Source organism: Verrucomicrobium sp. BvORR034 (assembly GCF_000739635.1).
Taxonomy (GTDB): Bacteria; Verrucomicrobiota; Verrucomicrobiia; order Verrucomicrobiales; family Verrucomicrobiaceae; genus Verrucomicrobium.
In genome coordinates, this window is sequence record NZ_BATQ01000054.1 from 21,067 (window position 1) to 39,413 (window position 18,347).

At 59.7% G+C, this 18,347-nt stretch carries 16 protein-coding genes and 1 pseudogene; 10 read left to right on the forward strand and 7 right to left on the reverse strand.

Features of this window, described 5'->3' with window-relative positions; genetic code table 11:
• Window positions 1-62: 62 nt before the first annotated feature.
• The 4 genes from BV034_RS10030 (at window position 63) to BV034_RS10045 (ending at window position 4,809) form a co-directional block, all read left to right on the forward strand.
• Window positions 63-899, forward strand: coding sequence for a ParB/RepB/Spo0J family partition protein (locus tag BV034_RS10030; RefSeq protein WP_063768733.1), 837 nt, complete (start codon window positions 63-65; stop codon window positions 897-899).
• A gap of 9 nt (window positions 900-908) precedes the next feature.
• Window positions 909-1,403 (forward strand): nuclear transport factor 2 family protein, encoded by a 495-nt coding sequence (locus BV034_RS10035; protein WP_050026602.1) that lies wholly within the window; start codon window positions 909-911, stop codon window positions 1,401-1,403.
• A gap of 133 nt (window positions 1,404-1,536) precedes the next feature.
• Window positions 1,537-3,138, forward strand: coding sequence for a fused MFS/spermidine synthase (locus tag BV034_RS10040; RefSeq protein WP_265592835.1), 1,602 nt, complete (start codon window positions 1,537-1,539; stop codon window positions 3,136-3,138).
• A 309-nt stretch (window positions 3,139-3,447) separates the two neighbouring features.
• Window positions 3,448-4,809 (forward strand): PQQ-dependent sugar dehydrogenase, encoded by a 1,362-nt coding sequence (locus tag BV034_RS10045; protein WP_081887704.1) that lies wholly within the window; start codon window positions 3,448-3,450, stop codon window positions 4,807-4,809.
• Between the two features lie 131 nt (window positions 4,810-4,940).
• Here the strand turns inward: BV034_RS10045 and BV034_RS10050 are convergent, their stop codons facing one another.
• The 3 genes and pseudogenes from BV034_RS10050 to BV034_RS10055 form a co-directional block, all read right to left on the reverse strand.
• The gene (locus tag BV034_RS10050; protein WP_050026626.1) at window positions 4,941-5,717 is read right to left on the reverse strand and encodes a TIGR00266 family protein; all 777 of its coding nucleotides are present in this window, start codon (window positions 5,715-5,717) and stop codon (window positions 4,941-4,943) included.
• A 129-nt stretch (window positions 5,718-5,846) separates the two neighbouring features.
• A pseudogene (locus BV034_RS35915) lies at window positions 5,847-5,984 on the reverse strand (GYF domain-containing protein); the annotation flags it as partial.
• 21 nt (window positions 5,985-6,005) lie between these two features.
• Window positions 6,006-6,551: a GNAT family N-acetyltransferase gene (locus BV034_RS10055; RefSeq protein WP_050026608.1), complete on the reverse strand. Its 546-nt coding sequence runs from the start codon at window positions 6,549-6,551 to the stop codon at window positions 6,006-6,008.
• Between the two features lie 194 nt (window positions 6,552-6,745).
• Here BV034_RS10055 and BV034_RS10060 point away from each other — a divergent pair, with 194 nt between their 5' ends.
• The 3 genes from BV034_RS10060 (at window position 6,746) to BV034_RS10070 (ending at window position 10,893) form a co-directional block, all read left to right on the forward strand.
• Complete coding sequence (locus BV034_RS10060; RefSeq protein WP_050026628.1) at window positions 6,746-8,191, forward strand: PLP-dependent aminotransferase family protein; 1,446 nt, start codon at window positions 6,746-6,748, stop codon at window positions 8,189-8,191.
• A gap of 80 nt (window positions 8,192-8,271) precedes the next feature.
• Entirely contained in the window at window positions 8,272-9,150 is an 879-nt protein-coding gene (locus BV034_RS10065; RefSeq protein ID WP_265592836.1) for a sugar phosphate isomerase/epimerase, read from the forward strand.
• 678 nt (window positions 9,151-9,828) lie between these two features.
• Complete coding sequence (locus BV034_RS10070) at window positions 9,829-10,893, forward strand: hypothetical protein (protein WP_050026609.1); 1,065 nt, start codon at window positions 9,829-9,831, stop codon at window positions 10,891-10,893.
• Window positions 10,894-10,938: 45 nt separating this feature from the next.
• Here the strand turns inward: BV034_RS10070 and BV034_RS10075 are convergent, their stop codons facing one another.
• On the reverse strand, window positions 10,939-11,748 hold the full coding sequence (locus BV034_RS10075) for a hypothetical protein (protein WP_050026611.1): 810 nt from the start codon (window positions 11,746-11,748) through the stop codon (window positions 10,939-10,941).
• Window positions 11,749-12,022: 274 nt separating this feature from the next.
• Entirely contained in the window at window positions 12,023-13,318 is a 1,296-nt protein-coding gene (locus tag BV034_RS10080) for a hypothetical protein (protein WP_050026613.1), read from the reverse strand.
• 151 nt (window positions 13,319-13,469) lie between these two features.
• Here BV034_RS10080 and BV034_RS10085 point away from each other — a divergent pair, with 151 nt between their 5' ends.
• The 3 genes from BV034_RS10085 (at window position 13,470) to BV034_RS10095 (ending at window position 15,807) form a co-directional block, all read left to right on the forward strand.
• Window positions 13,470-14,273 (forward strand): Hsp33 family molecular chaperone HslO, encoded by an 804-nt coding sequence (locus tag BV034_RS10085; protein ID WP_050026614.1) that lies wholly within the window; start codon window positions 13,470-13,472, stop codon window positions 14,271-14,273.
• 154 nt (window positions 14,274-14,427) lie between these two features.
• A complete protein-coding gene (locus BV034_RS10090) occupies window positions 14,428-14,958 on the forward strand; it encodes a PH domain-containing protein (protein ID WP_050026616.1) in 531 nt (176 codons plus the stop codon).
• A gap of 126 nt (window positions 14,959-15,084) precedes the next feature.
• Window positions 15,085-15,807 carry a HAMP domain-containing sensor histidine kinase gene (locus BV034_RS10095; RefSeq protein WP_265592837.1) on the forward strand — a complete coding sequence of 241 codons (723 nt, stop codon included), beginning with the start codon at window positions 15,085-15,087 and terminating at the stop codon, window positions 15,805-15,807.
• A 113-nt stretch (window positions 15,808-15,920) separates the two neighbouring features.
• Here the strand turns inward: BV034_RS10095 and BV034_RS10100 are convergent, their stop codons facing one another.
• Window positions 15,921-16,286: a hypothetical protein gene (locus BV034_RS10100; protein WP_050026620.1), complete on the reverse strand. Its 366-nt coding sequence runs from the start codon at window positions 16,284-16,286 to the stop codon at window positions 15,921-15,923.
• A gap of 344 nt (window positions 16,287-16,630) precedes the next feature.
• The coding region (locus BV034_RS10105) for a phosphatidylglycerol lysyltransferase domain-containing protein (protein WP_265592838.1) at window positions 16,631-18,347 on the reverse strand (1,717 nt) is incomplete at its 5' end.

Consider the following 18,347-nt stretch of genomic DNA (forward strand, 5'->3'; position numbering starts at 1 on the left):
TAGGCAAAGGCCTCGGAGCCTTGATTGGAAAAGCGGGGACTCCTCCTCCCGCGGGGAATAGCATGCCCTTCACCCCCCAGCCCGCGCCAGGCGAGACGGTACGCAAGGTCCCGCTGGATGAGGTGGTGCCCAGCCCTTTGCAGCCCCGAAAGGAGTTTGCCCCGGAGCAATTGCATGAGCTGATGGATTCCATCCGTGAGCACGGGATCATCCAGCCGCTGATCGTGCGACTGGTGGCCAACAAGTTTGAGCTCATTGCGGGTGAGCGTCGCTGGCGAGCCAGCCGCGAGCTGGGGCTGAGTGAAGTGCCAGTCATCGTTCGCACTGCCTCTGACAAGGATGTGCTGGAGATGGCGCTGATTGAAAACCTTCAGCGTGAGAATCTCAATCCGGTGGAGGAAGCACAGGCCTACGTGCGCCTGAGCAAGGAGTTCAACCTGCGTCAGGAAGACATCGCGCAACGAGTGGGCAAAAATCGCGCCACCGTGGCCAATGCGATCCGCCTGTTGGAACTGCCCGCCGCTTCGCTGCAACAGTTGCGCGAAGGCCGCCTGACCCCTGGGCATGCCAAGGTCGTGCTGGGACTCAAGTCCTCAGACGACATGGAAGCGGCTTGCGCGATGGTTCTGGAAAAAGGTCTCAGTGTGCGCGCCACCGAGAAACTGGTGGATAGCATTCTGAATCCGCCCGTTCCCAAGGCCAAACCTGCTTCCCCGGACGCGGAACTCAAAATTGCCCTGCAAGCCGTGGAGCAGCGCCTCACCCGGCACTTTTCCACCTCCGCGAGCGTGCATCATGGGGAGAAGAAAGGCCGCCTTGAGCTGGACTACTATGGGGTGGAGGATCTCAACCGCCTGCTGGCCCTGATGGGTGTGGAGGAAGCGGATTTCGAAGGCTGATCCAAAACGATGCGTAAGGTCCTGATCTGGCTGCGTCAGCGGCGCGCGATGGTGAGTCCAGTACTGGTTGCTGGCTTGATGCTGGTTACCGCCATGGTGGCAGGCTGCCGTGCCCAAGGGCAGACGCACCCGGACGACGCGGAGGTGCGGAAGTTTCTCGAACGGTACTTCTCCACCTGGTCTGCCCGCGACATGGAGGGCTACGGTTCATGCTTCCATCCCCAGGCGAGAGTTTTCACCTTGGACGGACCCAACTCGGTGGTCAGTCAGGGGCTCACCGATTTCCTCCATGGTCAGAAGCTGGCACACCAGCTTTCCAGCACACCGATGACGGAGAAGCCGGTGACCATGACCATTCAGGGGGACGCCCAAGGTGTGCAAGCCTATGTGACCTGGGTGCTGACGAAGGGAAGCAAGGAGGAGCGAGGCTCTGACCTCTTCACCCTGAAGAAAGAGCCTACGGGCGGCTGGAAGATCGTAAGCCTCGTCTTCTACGGCAAGTAGCGCGTCTGCTGGATGCTTTTCCCTTTGGACGGGAGGCAACTTCAATTTGCGATGGGAGCAGACCCCGCTTTGGTGGAGCGCCCGCCCATACGGGCATTTGGTGCTTCAGTTTCCCTTTCTCACCCCCTTCTTCATGGCAATCCCTTCTGCTCCTTCTACGAAAAGCGGTTCTACCAAGGCTGATGCGGCCACAGCGGCGGCGGTAGCCAGCCATTCCCGTGCCACGCGCTGGCTGCTCGGGCTGATCTGTTTCTTCTCGGGAGCCTCCATCATGGTCATCGAGATTGCTGCCAACCGGCTGCTGGCTCCCAGTTTTGGCAACAGCATCTACACGTGGACGGCGCTGATCGGGGTGGTGCTCGTGGCTCTCAGTGTGGGCGGCTATCTGGGGGGCTACCTTTCCGACAAGTTCTCACGGCTTGATCTCCTGGGCGCTCTGCTCGCGGGAGCGGCCATCCTGACCATGTTCATCCCGGCGCTCAGCAGCGTGCTCAGCCCTTCTCTGTCCAAAGGGGGGCTCATTGCCGGCCCCGTGTTTATCTCTCTCTTCCTGTTCGCCATTCCCGGTATCCTGCTGGGGGCGGTATCACCCGCCAGCGTCCGGTTCTACAGCATGGCGGCCAAGGATGAGCACGTGGGAGTGGCTGCTGGCGTGATCAGCATGCTGGGTTCCTTGGGCAGTTTCGTCGGCACCTTCCTTTCGGGCTTCTTTCTTCTGTCGGCCTTTGGGGTGAAGTCCATTTTCCTGGGCTCCGGTGTCGTGCTGCTCCTGCTGGCCCTTCTGGCGTTCTGGATGGCTCGCAAGTCCGTGAAGGTACAACTCTCCACGGTGGCGGTCACCGTTTTGGCCGCGTTGGTAAGTTCCACGGCTGAGGGCACCGCGACGGAACCCGGCATGACGACATTGCACCGGGCCAGTTCCTTCTACCACCAGATCGAGGTCGTGGAACGCGATGGGGCAGGCTCCAAGGAGCGTTTCCTCAAACTGGACTCCACCATGGAAGGTGGCATGCGGATGAAAGACGGCGGTTTGGTGCTGGAGTACCAGAAGTTCTGGCGTCTGGCCCAACTGAACGAGAGTCTTCCTCTCAAGCGCTCGTTGTTTATTGGCGCTGGCGCTTTCGGCATGCCGGAGGAGTTGTCTCGCCTTGTGCCAGGCTCGCATGTGGATGTGGCCGAAATCGATCCCGCGGTCATCCAGACCGGGCGTCAGTTTTTCAAACTCGATGAGCATCCCACGGTGCAGGCCCATGCCACCGACGCCCGCCGATTCCTCAAGGATAGCGAAGGCGGATACGATCTCATCTTTGGTGACGCTTACAACGGCGTGCGCCACATCCCGGCCCATCTGGTGACGCAGGAGTTCTTTGCCGAAATCAAGAGCCGCCTCAGCCCCAAAGGGGTGTTCATGATGAACGTGATTTCCGCCGTGGAGGGAGATCGTGCCGAGCTTCTGGAGTACATTCTGACCACCGTGCGTAGCGTCTTCCCCCATGTGGAAGTGTTTGCCGTCGGAGGTGCCCGGGTGCATTCCCAGAACGTCGTCCTTCTTGCCTCACAGGAGAGCTGGAAGCCATGGATCGAGGATGGGATTCACTTGCCTGGCTCCTGGCAGTACCCGCTCCTCGCCCGCCGCATCCCTCAAAATCAACTGCCTGTGGGAGGCGAGGACAAGCTGATGACCGACGATTGGAACCCTGTGGATGCCATCATCGCCCGGCAATTGTTGAAGTGATAAAGGTGGTGAGAGTGTGAATTAACCACAGAGGCACAGAGAACACAGAGGAATGAGCTGAGTGGGGTCTCTTTGTTAAATGCTTCGTTATCAATGCTTTGCGGAACCTGCGATTCTGTAAATTCTGTCTGAAAAAAGTCCTCTGTGCCTCTTTAGTAATCCGAGGTCACATAATTTCCCTCTGGCCTGCACTTTTTTTGAAAGAGGTGATTTTGCCTCGCCGTAATTCCGCATTCCTTCGACAAGCTAAGAAATGCCGTGAATTGTTCCTCACTTTACATGGCACGCGGTTGGCTCCCATGATGCGCGATGCCAACCTCAAAAGCTCTTTCATGCCGCGTCTTGGGTGGTCTGCTGGCGGCGACCATGGGAACTGCGGGCGTCTTGCAGGCGGCGGATGCGATCCCTGAGGAACTGTTGTCCATTGGTCGTGCCGAACGACCGGATTCGCTGGGGCCGGGAGAAAATCCGGTCAATCCCAACGGCGGTGTTGTTGCGCCTGGCGCGAGCATGAGCCCGAATGGGACCCAAACGAGCGTGCCCACGGAGGAGGCGATGGCGGTGTATGCTTTGCAGCGTCTGCACGTGACCCACAAGTTTGACTGTCCTGTGGCCATGGCCGTGCTGCCATGTGACTCCCCACGGGAGGTTGTGATGCAGCAGCGTGGGGAAGTATGGGTGTTGCCCAAGAATGATGTGGTGGGGGAACCCCAGTTGTTCCTCGATTTTCGTGAGCAACTGAAAGGCGCATTCCTCTTCGAAGAAGGCTTCCATGGGCTGGTCTTTCATCCAAAGTATGCCACCAACGGAAAGTTCTACATTTCCTATTCCACCACTGAGCCTCGTCGGACGGTGATCAGCGAGATGGAGTGTCTCCCGGGCCAACCCTTGAAGGCGGATCCCGCATCGGAGCGCGTGCTGTTGGAACTGCCTCATCCCATGGCGAACCATTTTGCTGGCGGGCTGGCTTTCGGTCCCGATGGCATGTTGTACGTCGCGATTGGCGATGGCGGGCTGCGCGACGATCCCTACCGCCTCGCGCAGAATCCATTTGTCCTCTACGGGAAGATGCTGCGGCTCGATGTGGATGAGCGGACCGGAAATCTCCCGTACGGCATTCCCAAGGACAATCCCTTTGTGGACAAGCAGGAAGTGCGTCCGGAGATTTGGGCGCTGGGTCTCCGCAATCCATGGGGCTTCAGCTTTGATGCGGATGGGGGAGAGCTATGGCTCGCCGATGTGGGCCAGGACATCTGGGAGGAGATCAACCTCATCAAGAAAGGTGCGAACTATGGATGGAGCGACCACGACGGTCCTCGCGCAAGCACCTTTCATCTACAGCCCTTCCTTCCTGATCTGAAATACGAAGAGCCGGTGTTCGCCTACACGCATGCTGAAGGCATCAGCGTGACGGGCGGCTTCATGTATCGCGGCCAGCGTCTGCCGCAGCTTCAGGGCTGTTACATCTATGCTGACTGGGGCAGCGGTGTGGTCTGGGCCCTGCGCTATGAGCCGGACTCGAAAAAGGTAAAGGAGCGGCTCGTGCTCTTCCGCCGTCCTGATGACAAAGAGCGCCCGTTCAATCCGACCATGATTGCGCCTGATGCGGCCGGTGAAGTGGTGATCATGTCGCAGGAAGGCTCGCTTTACACCCTGATGCCTGCCGGTTAGCCGGGGCTTTGAAAGCAGTCCAGAGCGTTAGTTCGTCAGTCGTGTCATCCCTGTCTCCCAACGGACGAGCCAAAGCTCTGGACTGCCTTGTTCTGCCTAGAACCTCGGGGGCACCTCCCTTGCCCCTCTCATTATTTTCCGTCCAACAACCTGCCCAGGCCGCCGAGCACGGAGCCTTCGCCGGTGGAGGTTCCGCCAGCGCTGGGGGCATTTGCCAGGATGCGGTCGGCGAGACGGGAGAAGGGCAGGCTTTGCAGCCACACCGTGCCGTGACCGCTCAGGGTTGCTAGAAACAATCCTTCACCGCCGAACACCATGCTCTTGAGGTTGCCGGCGCGTTGGATGTCGTAGTTGATGCCGCTGGTCATGGCCACGAGGCAGCCGGTGTCCACGCGCAGTGTTCCACCACGCAGCTCCTTTTTCACAATGGTGCCGCCGGCGTGCACAAAGACCCGTCCGTCACCGCGCAGACGCTGGAGGATGAAGCCTTCGCCGCCAAAGAATCCCGTGCCAAGTTTGCGGTTGAAGGCGATGCCCACCTCCGTGCCCAGAGCTGCGCAGAGGAAGGCGTCCTTCTCACAAATGATCTCCCCGCCGAACTCGGAGGGCCGCATAGGGATGATTTTGCCGGGGTAGGGGGCGGCGAATGCCACGCGCCGCTTGCCGCTGCTGCCGCGATGGGTGAAGTGGGTCATGAAGAGCGATTCCCCGGTGAGCATGCGTTTGCCGACGTTCTTGAGCGCGCTCATGAAGCCTCCGCCGGGCTGGGAGCCATCGCCCATGCGAGTCTCGAAATGGATGTCATCCTCCATGTAGTTCATGCCGCCTGCTTCTGCGATGACGGTTTCTCCGGGATCGAGTTCGATCTCCACGATCTGCAAGTCGTCGCCGATGATTTCGTACTCGATTTCATGGGAGCGTTGTTGGTTGAAACCCTGTGGGACCGGGGGCGGTCCGCCGAATCCTCCGCCAGCCGGTGACGGGGGTGGTGACGGGGGTGGTGACGATTGGAAGAGCGCAGGAAGCACTTCGCTGGCCGGAGTCCAGGGGCCCATGCCGGGCGTCCATACGAGGGTGGTCGGGCTCAGTTCGCCCCGTTGCACGAGGGCTGGCAGTTCCGTCTGGACTGTCTGGACTTGCTGGTTTTGTTTGCCGAGGTAATACCATTTGCTCATAGCAGAATCTGAAGGTGTTTTTTAGAGGTTCGGTCGCATGTCATGATGGGGGTGTTGATACACTTTCATGACGCGACCATAGACAGGCTCTTCACCCACGGGTTCAAATCCGAGCTTCTCGAGCACCCGTTGAGAGCGCGAATGCTCGGGCAGCACGATGCCATAGAGTGGCTTGCCCGGAAGCATCTGTGCATACTGCTCCATCCAGGCCTGTCCCATTTCACAGGCATAACCCTTGCCCCAGTGCTGGCGGGCAAATCGAAAACCCAGTTCCACCCTTGGATCGTTGGGCAGGGTGTAGAGGCCACCATCCCCCAGCAGTTCACCCGTCGCGCGATCTGTCACCAGCCACTTCGTGAAGCCATGAGTGAGACCATGCTGCAGGTACCGCGTGATGCGCTGGCGGGTGTCGTCCAGCGTGGCATCCGGACCTCCGGGAATGTGGTGCATCACTTCCGGATCTGAGAACCACTCATGGGCTACAGGGGCATCCTCCAGAGTGAAAGGACGGAGCCGCAGACGCTCCGTGAGGATGGGATCACTGAGGGGAGCGGGTGATTCAGACATGGCGAGCGCAAGGTGCGGGGTGGGGGCATCACGCTCGCCCTCCGTCTCGGGGAGTCAAGCCGGGGCAAGCACTAGGACTGCGGGCTTCATCATGGGTTCCCAAGCTGCTGATGCACGCGTATAGTGCCTGAGGCTTGCACTGAAGGGCAAATGGGTTCACCACCATGCACTCCGGCCGGGCCTGGCACTGTTCCATGATTCATGAATCAACCGATCACGATTCCCTCTACCGGCAGGTGTGCCAGAAGGTGGAGGGGCTCATCCGTGGCGGCACGTGGCGGCCGGGGGACCGTATACCTTCCGTGCGGCAGGCCAGCCGTCAACACGGGGTGAGCATCACCACGGTGCTCCAGGCCTATCTGGCGTTGGAGGATCAGGGGCTTATCGAGGCGCGGCCCAAGTCCGGGTTCTTCGTGCGTCCCCAGCTCTTGAAGCCCGTGGCGGAACCGAAAGTTTCCCGCCCCCGCAGCGCGGTGACCGCGGTCACCGTCGGAGGTTTGCAATCGCGACTTTTTGAGGCCAGCCGGATTCCGGGTATTGTCCCGCTTGGGGGCGCCGCGCCGGGCGCTGAACTGCTGCCGGTAGAGAAGCTCAACCGCATCCTGGCAGGTGTGGCCCGGCGCCATGGACGCAGCGCGGTCTCTTACGACGTTCCACCCGGCTCCGCCGCCTTGCGCCGGGAGATTGCCCGGCGCTCCGTGGATGCAGGAGCCAACCTCGCGCCGGATGAAATCATCACCACCTCTGGCGGTACCGAGGCGCTCATGCTGGCCCTGCGCGCGGTCACGAAGCCCGGCGATATCGTCGCGGTGGAGTTGCCAGCCTATTTCGGAGTCTTGCATGCACTGGAGGTGCTCCAACTCAAGGTGGTGGGCATTCCCATGCACCCGCGCACCGGCATGGATCTGGATGCGCTGGAAAAGGTGCTGAAAACCAAATCTGTAGCCGCCTGTGTGGCCGTGCCCAATTTCAGCAATCCTCTGGGGTCCTTGATGCCAGACAGCCACAAGGAGAGATTGGTGGAGCTTCTGGCGGCGCGCGAGGTGCCGCTCATTGAAGACGACATCTTTGGCGAGCTGTACTTTGGCGAGCATCGCCCCCGCACCGCACTTTCCTATGACCGCAAAGGGCTGGTGATCCTCTGCAGTTCCTTCTCCAAGACGCTGGCGCCCGGGTATCGCGTGGGCTGGATCGTGCCGGGTCGCTTTTACAAGGAGATCCAGGCCCTCAAGCTCACCAGCACTTTGGCGACGGCCACCCTGCCGGAGCTCGCCGTGGCGGAGTTCCTGGCCAACGGCGGGTACGACCACTACCTGCGGTCCATCCGCCGCACCTATGCTGACAACATAGATCGTTTTCGTCAGGCGGTGGCAGCTTCGTTTCCCGGCCCCGTCACCATCACCCAGCCCCAGGGCGGGTTTGTCCTGTGGGTCGAGCTGCCCAAAGGGGTGGACGCCCTGCGGCTCGATGATGCCGCTCTGGAGCAGAAGATCAGCATCGCCCCCGGCCCGATGTTCTCTCCCAAGCAGGAGTTCGGGAACTTCATCCGCCTCTCCTGTGCGCATGTCTGGAATGCCCGGATGGAACGGGCCATTGGCACGTTGGGCCGACTCGCCGCGCAACAGCCCAGAACGGCCTGAAACTGGCCATCTTTCAAGCAGGAGGGATTCACTTGCACCTGCCTTGACAACCGTGGCGGTCGGTGGTGGTCTGGGCGTCCATGAAAACTTCGCACCGTTATTTCTCCCTCCTCGCGGCGGGCTCGATGGCTGTCATGTGCAGCCTCTTTGCTGCCAACCCCATCCCACAAGACGTCAAGCAGGGCGGCTTCGCCATCGGACCCCAGGCCTACAGCTTCAACCGCTTCACCGCGTTCGAGGCGATTGAAAAGGCCGAGAAGGCCGGTGCCACCGTCATCGAATTCTATCCTGGCCAGAAGCTCAGCCCTGAGGCACCGGATCGCAAGCTGCATCACACCATGAATGATGCGGACTTCAAGGCGCTCCAGGAGAAGCTGGCCAAGCACAAGATCAAAGCCGTGAACTACGGCGTGGTCGGCGGCAAGGATGAAGCGGAGTGGCGCCAGATCTTCGAGTTCGCCAAAAAACTCGGCCTCTACGCCATCACCACCGAAGACGTGAAGAACATCGACGCGATCGAGAAGTGCGTGAAGGAGTTCGACATCAAGGTGGGCTATCATGAGCACGCCAAGCGCCCGCTTGACCGCAGCTACCAGCTCTGGGACCCCAACTATGTGCGTGACCTTGTGAAGGATCGCGATCCTCGCATTGGCGCCTGCGCCGACACCGGCCACTGGGCGACCAGCGGCCTCCAGCCCATCGAGTGTCTCAAGATCCTCAAAGGCCGTATCATCAGCAGCCACCTGAAGGATCGCAAAGAAATCGGCAAACAAGGCCCTGACCAGATCTACGGCACCGGCGTGAGCGATGTGGCAGGCTGCCTGGCCGAACTCAAGGCTCAAGGCTTCGACGGCAACATCTCTGTGGAATACGAAAACAAGTGGGAAGACAACGTTCCTGACATCAAGCAGTGCATTGATTTCGTGAAGGCCTGGGGAGAGAAGAATGCGGCCAAGTGATTTGGTGACCGGTAACCCGGTGACTCAGTAATTCGGTAATTCAGTAAACCGGTCGTTTCCGCAAGGGAGCGGCCGGTTTTTTTGTGGAGGCGATGGGGGGGAGTTCTTGGAGATAACTGAAAATAGACCAGATCCCGCATGTGGGATCGGAATTGGGAGGCATGGGTGGTGCGACTGAAGCACCAAAGTGCCTGACTACTTTGCTTCGCTCCTGACGGGGCTGTAGGGCGAGCGCTCCGCTTCCCACGAGTGGCTGCTGAGTTGGCAACTGGGGCGGCGGCGTGTGGTGCTGCGGTGCCCATGGTGCCGTGTTTGTCCCAGGTGGCGGGGTGCCTGAGAGCGTGGAATATCCGCGTTTACCCGTGAAGATTGTGGCGGGGAGGGGGAGGGCCAGTTGGTCAGTGAACACGTAGCGGAGATTGGTAATCTGCTGTGCCGCCGATTGGCAATCGGCATCAGGTCATTGGGGACAGCTATGCCGTGGGAGAGGTGGGCGGCGCGACTGACAAGCTAAAGCTTCGTGCTACTTTGCCATTGCCGTATCGAAAAAAGCCTGGTGAACTGGCGGTAGTCACCTTCATCGTCATGACCGCTCGATGTTTCCTTGCCCGGTGCCTGGTATTGGGCTGCTCTATAGTCTCGTTTCAGGCGGACTGTGCCGCTCAGGAGAAGCAAACCATGGACCGCCACAGTTTGTTGTGGCGTCAGGCGATTGAGCAGGAAAGCAATGGTTCCACCAAGGAGGCGATCGAGACCTATCGGCTGCTTCTGGATGCCCCGCCCAGGGAGAAGGAGGTGAAGGGCATGATCGGCAACGTCTATGTTTCCTATTTGGGTGATGGTAAGGAGTTCGGCTCCAAGAGCCTCGATCTCAGCTTCACTTCCGCGGAGCCGCAGATCGTGGAACTGGTTCGAGATGTCCCTCCTGTTGTAGCAAAGCGAGGAGCCCAACAGCAGATCGAGAACGTCTCCTATGCCCCGAAACAACCCGGCTGGAGGAGGCATGTCTTTGATCGGCTGGACGATCTATTGCTAAAGTCTGGCGACACGGATGCCTGGGTTCAGAACCGCCTGCGCTCTCTGGAGGGACCTTGGGGCTTGGTAGACTTTCATGAAATAGCCATGACCTGCGGCGATCTCAGTGTGAGGGGGCAAAGTGAAAAGGTTCAGTCCTGGAGGAGGCACCATCTGGCCGCAGCTACGGGTCCAGAGATGAGCCGGGCTTACCTGCTCCTGATGGAGGGACGGGCGTCTGAAGCGACGGAGGCATTGGAGAAACACTGGAGTGGAGTCACTCCTGGGACACTCTACCGTTCACTGCCGAATATGCGCGAGTGGCTTGAGAAGATGGATCCCAAACGGACTGGGACTGAGCAAGGGGTGCGTCTGGCGCACATCCTGGTCAAGTTGGCTCCTGAGACCCCGGAGTTTGCACTCTATATGCTTTTGCACCGGACGGATCCGGATGATGCCTCCACGATAGTTCCTCTGGAAGTGGTTCTGAAGCCTGAGTCCAGATTCCTGTTCGGTTCAGGAGGAAAAACTTGGAAGGCCACGTTGAAAAACGGGAATCCCATGGAGCTTGCCAGCAGATTGCGTTCCCTCTACCTTGCTGCCGGGCGCACTGACGCGCTCGGGGCTCTCAATCAGCGAGTCAGAAAGCGGGAGGCCCCTTTCGATCCGACTGCATACATAAATCCAGAGGATCGCACGAAGGTGGACGCAGCCTTGGCGGCATGGTGAATCCCTGTGGAATCAGCATTTGAGTCCTGATATGGGAGCCTGAGCTCACCGCCCCGGCTTGTTTTTCGTGTTGGCGTAGAAGTCAGGCTCGGCGGAGCGGGTGGGGTAGAGGCGTTGTGAAGGCCTTGGGTCAAGCTTGCCTTGTTGCCACACCATCACCAGCATGTCATTCCGTGTGGGATCCACCATGGCGAAGGCGGGTTTGCCACAGATGGGTGGCAACTGATGGACCTGCAAATGAGGCAGCGCCAAGGCGTAGCCCCATTCCTTGGGCAGGCTGCTCAAAAAGGCATCATAGGGATCAGCGAGTGATTCAACGACGAAGTCATACTGGGCGCCACCCAAGCCGCGGCAGTAGTTCGTGGCATCCTTGGAATTCAGCTTCATCCGGTAGCCATGCACACTGCCCCATAGCTCCGAGAAGGTGCCGGTCCCCAGGGGATGGATGGCGATGAAATGGGTGGCACCCACCGGAAGAGGGTGGGCCATCACCGATTCAAAATGCGTCTTGGAGTCGGGTGGGTGGCGCAGGGTGTCTGTGACCCACCAAGTGGAAATCAGCGCACAGGGGATGAGCAGGACCGGCAGCTTCTTGCCAGCAGGGACCGGCTCCTTGCGCACAGTCCAAACGGCCATGAAGGGCAGCTGAAACGGGGCGAAAATGAACATGGCATAGACCAGGGTGCCCAGCGTCAGCATGATGGCCCAATGACTGGGCGTGTGGGTCAACGCCCATGGCAGCAGACTCTGGTCATCCACACTGCTGATGCGGAGCAGTACCTCCCGCAGAAGAAAGGCCACAGTAAACAGAATCCAGGAGGTGAGGAGAATGAAACGCCAGCGGTTCTTTTTCATCAATCAAGACATGCCAACTCCCATGGTGGAGGCAGAATTCGCGGGGGGCACCGGGACGGGCAGAGCGTCACGGTATCGCGGTGTCTGGAACATCGCTTTCCATAGGGGTTTGGATTAGTCTAAGGGATCTTCCGACTCTGAAAAGCGGAAATTCTCTATGCCGCGTGCATCTTGAAGGTGGGAGAACGCACGGATTCCATGCATTCGCCAATTAAAATGCCAAGGCAGGGCAGGGAGTGCCCCCGCCCTGACCTGCTCGCAAAAAAGATGCACTTTAGTTGATCCCTGATACGTCAATCAGGTACATCTGTCGGCCATTGCCCGCATGCACGGAGTCAATCACCACCTTCTTGCCGTCGTTGCTGGAGCGTGGGTGAGTGTCGCAACGGAACTCGCCTTTGTACTCTCGGGGCTCAAAGAAGTGACCCAAGGGAATGCGCCGGTCCGTGGGAATGTGATAGAGGAACGGCGTCTGCAGTCGGCGCACCGGATCGGGATACGTATCGCAGAGGAGCCATTCGTTGTTCCGGTGGGGGAGGTAAGTCATGTGCCCGTCCACGGTGATCTTGTCCGCACCGAGTTTGGTGTACTCCCGGGTCTTGTCCTTGTACACAATCACTCGTGCCTCGGGTTCCGCATTGGGTTTGGCCCAGGCGACGAGATGCTCGGGATCACGCCAGATGAAGTGGCTGACCACGCCGCTGGGCTCCAGCACATACGGTTCCGTGCCATCGAGATTCACAGTGAACATCCGGGTCTTGAAGCCGCCCGCCTTTTGTTCGCGAGGGATGTCCACCCGCTCACGCCAGCGGTGCAGGAAGATGAGGCGCCTGCCATCGGGTGAAATGAGGAGATGGTTGAACCAGTTCCATAGCTGGGTGAGATCCAGTTCCGGGTGCGGGATGGCGACCGCATCCGCGATGGAGAAGATGAGTTGGTGCTCGCCGGTCTCCAGATTCATGCGCCAGATGCCACTCTTGGCGGGGGCCTTTTCGTCCGCACAGGGATCCGGGATGCCACTGTAGCCATAGCCGCTGCGGCAATAGTCGATGCGCGCGAAGTCGGGCGTCACCGCCCACTTCCCGTCGGGACTGAGGGTATACACCGGCAGTGGCAGGGTGCGCTTTTCACCAGTCTTCACATCCAGGATGTGGCTCACGTAGCGTTGGCTGGCTTTGTCGCGATCATTCCAGATGATCTTGCTCTGTGAGCCGGGCAGCCACTGGAGCATGCAGCCTTGCTGCCATCCCCAGGCGGTCGAGGTACCCAGCTCGGTCCACTTGTCGCCGTCCGCCGTGTCGATCATCCCCACACGCAAGATGTCATCCGGTCCAGGGGTGCGGCCTTCGAAGTCCACCTGATTGCTCAGGATGTAGCGGTCCGTGGGATCAAACTGGAGCTTGTCGTAGTAGGCGAACCAGTGGAATTTCGGTCCCTGGGTCAGGGCGCGTAGGGGCGGCAGCGCCTCTGCCACGGGTGCAGCACCCGTTTCCTGACCCAGTCCGGCCCGGGTCATGCCCTCGAGGGTGGCGGAGGCGGTGATGAAATTGAGGAAGTGACGACGATTCATAAGTCGCTCGGGAGGCGTAAGAAAGATTGACCATACTAGATGGCACGTCTCTCGCAGTAAGTTTTTGTGGACGCAGTTTGCGTTTCCCCAAAGGGCTTGCCTCTGCTATGTCCCCAACCCCCAGTCATCCCCGAATCTCAGATCAGAAGCCATGACAGACACCGAAGCCAGCCCGCTCGAGGTCCGCACTTATTTTGTGCGTGGACGCAACGCGCTTGTGGCCAGAGCCGACTTTGAGCCCCTGTACATTGACTACTACCTTCACCGTGCCGAGCACGAGTTGAAGTACTCCAACACCAACGATCTCCTGCTCAAGGAGGCGCTTGCAGCGCTGACGCTGCATCTCGCGTCCCGGCCCCAGGACGAGACGTGTGGCTGGACGCTCAATTTCGACAACCCTCTGGTGAATGTCTTTGTCACTGGAGGATCACGGCCGGGGAGAGTCGCCGGACGTGTCTTCACCGAGGACGTGCGGGATTTCGGGAAAAACATCTTCATCGCGCAGACGGCCACCCAGGGTAAGGCGGCCCGGCAGAGCATGGTGGACTTCGCCGGAAACGATGTCTTCAAGGCGGTCGAGGGCTTTTACACCCAGAGCGAGCAGCGCACCACGCGTCTCTTCCGCCATGGCGAGGAAGACATCGTCATGGTCTCGGCCCAGCCTGACTGTGATGAAGAGTGGCTGGCCTCGCTCACCGAAGACTCGATCCGGGAGATGGACAAGACGGAGACGCTGAGCCTGCTGGAAACCCGCCTCTATGTGTGGCATTGCGGCTGCAACGTGGAACGGCTCTACCCGGTGCTGGCGAAACTGGCTGAAGACGATCTCAGTCACGCCTTCGGCACTGATGAGGTGCTCACCATGACCTGCCCCCGCTGCGGTGCCCGTTATCGCACGAGCAAGGAGCAGTTCGAAGCGTGGCGCACCGAGAAGTTTCAGCCGCCCGGCGTGTAGCCTGGTGCGGTGGTTTCCTGCTCACCTGGGCAACCTCCCTCGCATGCGTTGGAGGGATGCCCAGTGATATGGGTGATTTCATGAACGCTTCACTTGGCGGCAGGTGGCATTCTGCGCTATGCTTTGTTGTAGCAAACAACATTTGCCAAACAACATGCCTACCGACGACCGCGCTAATCCGTCCGCACCGGCTGAATCCACCCTGTGGAAGGGGCACTCCTCCCAGTGGGTGCACTTTTGGTTCTATCTCTTTTGTGTTCTTCTGGCCATTGGCTGCCTCGTGGCCCTTCCCTTCACCGGGGGGCTCTCCATCGCAGGCATTGTGATTCCACTTGGACTGTGGATTGCACGCTGGTGGGTGACGAAGGCCACCCACTACGAGCTCACCACCCAGCGTCTTCGCAAGACCAGCGGAATCCTGAACCGTCGGCTGGATGAGCTCGAACTCTATCGGGTGAAGGACTACAGCCTGGAGCAGCCGTTTGTTTTGCGGATGCTCGGACTCGGCAATCTGTCCCTGATCACCTCAGACGCCTCCACTCCGGAACTGGAACTGAAAGCCATCGCCGGAGCCGAGGACGTGAGGGAAAAACTTCGTCACGCCGTCCAGAGTGAACGCGACCGGAAGAGAGTGCGTGAACTGGATGTTGACAGTTCTGGGGGGGCTGGCGCTATCTCAGGATAAAAGTGCCTCAAAATGAATGTCTTGTGTACCTCTTTGGAATTGTGAATAAGATGTGGACATTCAGGCTTTGTTAATTAATTTCAACTCGTATTCATGATGGCCACAGATGCTTCAACGGGGCAATCCATGCAGTTCGTCTACCCCACGAACCTCAATCTTGGGCCACAGTCGGCCGACGGCTATCACCAGGAGCTGTTAAGGGGGTTGACCCACAAGCTGAACAACATGCTGGCCATCATCCAGGGCTTCAGCAGCCTCATTCTGATGAATGATGACCTCGATCCCGGGGTGCTGGAGAACATGCAGCATATCAAGGAGGCTTCCGTCAACATTTCTGGCCTCAGCGAGCGCATTCGCGCTGCTGGCGGATGCGCCAAGGTCACCCTGCAGCCACTCAATCTGAATGAGTACATCGCTGTGGTGGGGGCCTCCTTCCAGGATCCCTTCTCGAAGAATGGCGTTGCCTTTGATCTGGAAGTGTCTCCTGCGTTGCCTTCTGTTTTAGTGGATCCCACCAAGCTTAAGGAATTGCTCGTGGAAATCCTCAAAAACGCAGCCGAATCGGTCCAACGCACAGGCGGTCGCGCCCTCATGCAGGTGCACGGCCCGGGTGTCATCTCCCCGGCAAGCGAGCGTCTGGTCGATATTCTGATCAGCAACACGGGATCGTCCATCACTCCGGAGAAGCAGAGTGAGATCTACCGCCCGTTCACAGGCACGAAGAACAGCAACCACCTGGGCCTCGGCCTGACCATCGCCGCGATGCTTTGCCACCAGATGAACATTCGTCTGGGAGTGAATTCGCAGGACAACACGACCACCTTCTGGGTGAGCGTGCCCATCGCCTGAGTCGGTTCGTTCATTTCGAGGGGGGACGCTGCTGGCGTCACCCCTTTTCGTTTCTGAAGGGGTTCGATGCCTCCTCTGGGTTGTTTCCTGAGAGCGTCAACAGCCGGGCAACTTCAGTTCTCGCCGGAGTTTCTTCTCGGTCGGATGATTTGGCGGAGAGTGCCCGGAGCACGTAGCAAGGAGGGCGGCAGCTCGCCGCGGCAACCATCTCGCACATAGCACTGCATGGCCAGCCTTCGGACGTCTTCACAACCGGGCCAAGTATCGAGAATGCAGGCCCCTATCTTGGTGGCCATGTCCCACTGCTTGCAGTGGATGAAGAAATTCATGCTGACCATCAGATAGGGAAGGGTCAGGCGCAGTTCCGCAGGGAGTTGGAGCAGTTCCCTCTCAGCTTCTTCGAGCATGTTGAGGGTGGTGTAACCTTCGCACCGCTGCAGGCCTGCACGAAAGGCGTCGAGCTGATCAGAGGTGATCATGGCTTTGGTGAGGACGGGTTGGTCCCTCGTCTTTCTATGAGAGGATCGCGGGAAAGGCGCGACGTGGTCGGGTTGGTTTGGGTTGGGTTTAAGATGATGATGCGGGCCTGAAGGACCAAAGAGTCCGGCCCATTGGGCGGAGGCCAGGAAGTGGACGGGAAACCCAGGGCACAGACATCCCTTGAGTGGTGGCCATCTCTCGTGCCCCTACTGGGCACAACTCTTGGACGGCACCGATACCCAGGGTCTCCGCCCCTGGGCTGGACTCTTTGGGCTCTTCAAGCCCTCTGCTGGCGACGGCGTGCTTTTCAAACACGCCCCAGTCTCCTCAACCTCCTTGTTTCCTAGGACCGGACCAGCCCCATGAACCCTTTCGGCAAGTGCACCCCGGCGATGGCCAGACCTGCCATGGCCAGGCCTACGCCTGGAGGATAGGCGAGGTAACGACCCTGCCATTCGGGCTGGTACTTCTTCTTGAAGTTGAACAGGCTCTTGTACCCGTAGAACTTGTCAAAGTTGTCGAAGAGAAACTGCACGGCGCGTTCCTTGCGGCACTCCAGAGCCTGGCCATCACCGGCATTGACGTTGGCGAGCGGGGCGTTCCCGAGGCTGACCTCCTGCACGCCCTGCGCCTTGAAGTGGTCGATGGCCTCCACGATGAGGAAGTCCAGCACATCCCGGGCCTCTGCGCGTCCACGCATGAGATCCAGGCACCGTCCCTTGCCCTGATTGTAGGGGAGCCACGTGGCAAAGGTCTCAATCCGGCCCTCTGGATTGCGCACGATGGCCACGCCGTGTTTACGAATGCTGTCGATGCTGAAGGCACCGAGGTCGAAGGTCATCTCTCCGCCGTGCTTGTGGGCCAGCCATTCCTGGGAGATCAGCGTGAGCTGGGCCTCCAGGCCATGATCGATCTGGGGTGTGCCATCATACCACTGGAAGGTGAGGCCACCCTTGCGTGCTTTGTTGCGGGCGGTGCGGAGGTTTTGGAACTTGCCGCCCTCCAGCTTGAACTCCGCCACATCCAGGCGGGCGTCCTCACCCACCTTGAAGGTGACAAAGTTCTCCTCCTCGTAGAGGGGGCGGTTCGAGACGTGCACACAGTAGAAGATGGGCTGCCAGTCCTGGTTGCGGCAGAAGGCCCGGAATTCGGCCACGGCGGCGGCGCGGCCTTCCGGCGGACAGACGGGATCTGCGAGAGCCACGGCATATTTTCGCCACAGGGCATAGGCGACCAGCCCCTTGCCATCCTTCGTGAAGAAGCAGCGCTTGTCCGGCAGCAGGGCGAAGTTGTCCATCGGGTCTCGCCCGTACTCGGCGATGATCTTTGCCATGCGCTCGCGTTCATCGCCCGTGGCTTCCGGGTGGCGTTTGGCCAGTACAGGGCGCAGCAGCAGGGCCAGCACCAGCATGGAGCTCAGCAGGCTGCCGGTGCGCAGCGTGGCGAGGAACCCCCGCACCTCCCGGCCACCGTCATGGTCCAACTCCGACTTCTGCATGAACAAGGCTGCACCAGCCCCATGCAGGCAGTCTGCCCAGGACAGCGCCGCACCCACCTTGCCGGATTCACTGTACTGTCGGATGCCGATGGTGCCGTACAACGTAAGACCAAACGCCAGGGAGAAGGCCACGAGTCCGGCGATGCGCACCGACGGGGCATCTGACCGAGCCACAAACTCCTGCCGCCACCTGACCAGAGGGATGAGCAACACCGCTGCGGCCAGGGCGTGGTGCCAGTCGAAGGCCCGGGACAAATGCAACACCACGGACACGCTCAGCAACACGAGCACGAGGAGCCAGGCCAGATGCTTGCGCCGCCGCAGCCCGCGTGCAAGGGAGAGGAGGGCCAGACCGGAGAGCAGCAGCAACAGCCGGCTTTTTTCCGTCACACCCAGCGGTACCCATTGCTCCATCCATGCCAGCACGGCCGGCGGCTTTTGGAAAAGCGCTTCCAGTAGATCGACCAATCCCATGAGGGTAACGGCCCACACCAGCACGGCGATCGAGTGCTTTTTGGAGACGAGGAAGAAGATGGAGAGGCCGATGGCCAAGGCAGCCCCA

Coding starts and splice junctions, on each gene's coding strand:
- BV034_RS10060 (WP_050026628.1), top strand. CDS start 6,746: ATGATTCATGAATCAACCGATCACGATTCCCTCTACCGGCAGGTGTGC.
- BV034_RS10100 (WP_050026620.1), bottom strand. CDS start 16,286: ATGATCACCTCTGATCAGCTCGACGCCTTTCGTGCAGGCCTGCAGCGG.
- BV034_RS10095 (WP_265592837.1), top strand. CDS start 15,085: ATGCAGTTCGTCTACCCCACGAACCTCAATCTTGGGCCACAGTCGGCC.
- BV034_RS10065 (WP_265592836.1), top strand. CDS start 8,272: ATGAAAACTTCGCACCGTTATTTCTCCCTCCTCGCGGCGGGCTCGATG.
- BV034_RS10035 (WP_050026602.1), top strand. CDS start 909: ATGCGTAAGGTCCTGATCTGGCTGCGTCAGCGGCGCGCGATGGTGAGT.
- BV034_RS10055 (WP_050026608.1), bottom strand. CDS start 6,551: ATGTCTGAATCACCCGCTCCCCTCAGTGATCCCATCCTCACGGAGCGT.
- BV034_RS10030 (WP_063768733.1), top strand. CDS start 63: ATGCCCTTCACCCCCCAGCCCGCGCCAGGCGAGACGGTACGCAAGGTC.
- BV034_RS10040 (WP_265592835.1), top strand. CDS start 1,537: ATGGCAATCCCTTCTGCTCCTTCTACGAAAAGCGGTTCTACCAAGGCT.
- BV034_RS10075 (WP_050026611.1), bottom strand. CDS start 11,748: ATGAAAAAGAACCGCTGGCGTTTCATTCTCCTCACCTCCTGGATTCTG.
- BV034_RS10085 (WP_050026614.1), top strand. CDS start 13,470: ATGACAGACACCGAAGCCAGCCCGCTCGAGGTCCGCACTTATTTTGTG.
- BV034_RS10080 (WP_050026613.1), bottom strand. CDS start 13,318: ATGAATCGTCGTCACTTCCTCAATTTCATCACCGCCTCCGCCACCCTC.
- BV034_RS10070 (WP_050026609.1), top strand. CDS start 9,829: ATGGACCGCCACAGTTTGTTGTGGCGTCAGGCGATTGAGCAGGAAAGC.
- BV034_RS10045 (WP_081887704.1), top strand. CDS start 3,448: ATGCCAACCTCAAAAGCTCTTTCATGCCGCGTCTTGGGTGGTCTGCTG.
- BV034_RS10090 (WP_050026616.1), top strand. CDS start 14,428: ATGCCTACCGACGACCGCGCTAATCCGTCCGCACCGGCTGAATCCACC.